Here is a 2,245-nt window from a genome sequence, read left to right as displayed (position 1 = left end):
GTGGGCGCCACCGCCACCGCCACCGCCGCGGCCAAAACCTTGTGCATAGCTTGCCGTGCTTGCCGCCAACGGCAGAATCAGTGCCACCGCTGTCGTGGCGACGAATGTTTTCAGGTTGCTCATCGATTGGACTCCATCACGAGGAAAACGACCTAACACGCGGCGTTGCCGGTCGTTCCCGGCTCGCATCGTCGCAAGCCTGCAATCGCAGGGTTTTGCGCATCGTGCTGCCATGGAGATGAACACTGGTTCAGAATGCGACATCGTCGGCCGCGGCAGTACTGGACAATCCTGCCGCAGGGTGGCATCAGAGCCTCAACCGCCACCCAACCGGCTGCTCGCACACATGAAACAGTTCTTCCTCAAGCTCTTCACGTGGTGGAATGGCCAGACCTTCGGGACACAGCTGTGGACCTGGAGATTCGGTGAGCTGGTCGGCGAGGACGAGCAGGGCAATCGCTACTACCGCACGGCCGGCGGCAAGATCGATCCGGTGCTGCACTTCGAGCGCCGCTGGGTGATCTATAACGGTGTCGCCGAGGCCAGCCGTATTCCGCCGTCCTGGCACGCCTGGATGCACCATACAGTCGACGTTCCGCCGACACTGGACGGCTACAAGCCGCGGGAGTGGGAAAAGCCGCATCAGCCGAATCTCACCGGCACGCCGCGCGCATATCGGCCGAGCGGCTCGACGCTGGCGAGCGGCCGTCGCCCGAAGGCGACCGGCGACTACCAGCCTTGGACGCCCGGCAGCTAAATTCAAGCGTACATCCGTTCATCGACCCTGGTTCCCAGCTGTGAATAGCGGGAAGTGCGGGGAGTATTCGCGTTTTGCGCGAGCGCTGACGTTGCGCGATTGCGCCGGCTGCGGCTGAATGAAGCCGTCTTGCGAAGGTGGTTTCAAAATCACTGCGACGGTTCAGGACGCGGAATCGCGACCGTTCCTGATGTGCAGCGGCAACCCGATCAGGATCCCCGTGATCGAGGAGATCAATCCCTTGGTCATGCAAGGCCTGTAATCGCCCGGCAGGATGTGGTGCCGTCGTAAGACCAGGAAAGGCCGCTGGGGCAACCCAGCGGCCTTTTTCTTCTGTCTTGCTCTTCTCTCCTGCTCAGGCGGGAGCCTTCAGACGCCAAGCTTCAGGCCAGCCTTGAAACGCTGCGCGGCGCGGGCCACGGCTTCGCGGCGGCGCTGCTGGAATGGCGCCATCCGCTCCCGTGTCAGCGCCAGCACGGCAGGCGAGGCGGTCTCCGGCGCGCCGGAGTTGAACGGCGGCGCCGGATTGTACTCGATCACCAACTGGATCGCTTCGGCGGTCGGCTGGTCGGCCAGAATCGACACCAGGCTCAGCGCGAAATCGATGCCCGCGGTGACGCCGCCGCCGGTGACCCGGTTGCGATCGATGCAGACCCGCTCGGTCGACAGTGTCGCGCCGAACGGCGCCAGACAATCGCGCGCGGCCCAATGGGTGGTGGCCCGATAGCCGTCGAGCAGGCCGGCTGCGCCCAGCGCCAGCGCTCCCGTGCAGACCGACGTGACATAGCGGGCGCCTTCGGCCTGATGCCTCAGGAAGCCGAGCACGTCCTGGTCATTGACGATGTCGTCGACGCCGGCGCCGCCCGGCACGCAGACGACATCGAGCTGCGGACAATCGGCGAAGGTCGTGGTCGGGGTGAGCGTCAGCACGGAATCGGTCGGGACCGGTTCGATCCGCTTCCACAGCAGATGGACCACAGCGCCCGGCACCCGGGCGAACACCTGTACCGGACCGGTGAGATCGAGTTGGGTGAGCTTCGGAAACAGGACGAAGCCAATCTGGAGCGGGGCAGCCATGACGCGCGTCCTTCGAAAGGAGGGAAAAGAGGCTTGACGGGAGGTACCGTGGCATGATCGCTTTGTGTCTGGAATGGCAGAATTCCCTCGTTTTCGGTCGTAACCGGAAGGCCTGCAGACAATGATTGGCGTGCTGATCTTTCCCGACTTCCAGCTGCTCGACGCGTCCGGCCCGATCTCGGTGTTTGAGATCGCCGCGCGTTATGCGCGCCGCTCGCCCTCGATCAAACTGATTGCCGCCGAGCCCGGCCCGGTCCGCTCCTCGTCCGGCGTCGAGATGCTGGCGCGCAAGTTCGGCGCGGCAGGCGCGCTGTCCACCCTGATCATCGCCGGCGGGGACGGCGTCGAGGCGGCATCGCGCAACGCCTGCACGCTCGGCTTCGTGCGCAGCGCGGCCCGCCGCGGCATCCG

2 protein-coding genes and 1 pseudogene are annotated in these 2,245 nt (G+C 65.1%); 2 read left to right on the top strand and 1 reads right to left on the bottom strand.

The genetic code is table 11. The features are described 5' to 3' along the window. Window positions 1-346: 346 nt before the first annotated feature. Complete coding sequence (locus WA702_RS25180; protein WP_425113253.1) at window positions 347-757, top strand: NADH:ubiquinone oxidoreductase subunit NDUFA12; 411 nt, start codon at window positions 347-349, stop codon at window positions 755-757. A gap of 369 nt (window positions 758-1,126) precedes the next feature. Here WA702_RS25180 and WA702_RS25175 read toward each other — a convergent pair whose 3' ends face one another. After that, complete coding sequence (locus WA702_RS25175) at window positions 1,127-1,834, bottom strand: DJ-1/PfpI family protein (RefSeq protein WP_425113252.1); 708 nt, start codon at window positions 1,832-1,834, stop codon at window positions 1,127-1,129. 121 nt (window positions 1,835-1,955) lie between these two features. On the opposite strand from WA702_RS25175, the pseudogene WA702_RS25170 reads away from it, so the two are divergent. After that, window positions 1,956-2,245: pseudogene (locus tag WA702_RS25170) on the top strand (GlxA family transcriptional regulator); the annotation flags it as partial.

It is taken from the genome of Bradyrhizobium sp. (genome assembly GCF_049798375.1).
Lineage (GTDB): Bacteria > Pseudomonadota > Alphaproteobacteria > Rhizobiales > Xanthobacteraceae > Bradyrhizobium.
The sequence above is the reverse complement of the archived record's forward strand: the minus strand, read 5'-3'. Positions and strand labels throughout refer to the sequence as shown.

Bases quoted from the DNA above. Each gene is read 5' to 3' on its own strand.
- WA702_RS25180 (WP_425113253.1), top strand. From the start codon at position 347: ATGAAACAGTTCTTCCTCAAGCTCTTCACGTGGTGGAATGGCCAGACC.
- WA702_RS25175 (WP_425113252.1), bottom strand. From the start codon at position 1,834: ATGGCTGCCCCGCTCCAGATTGGCTTCGTCCTGTTTCCGAAGCTCACC.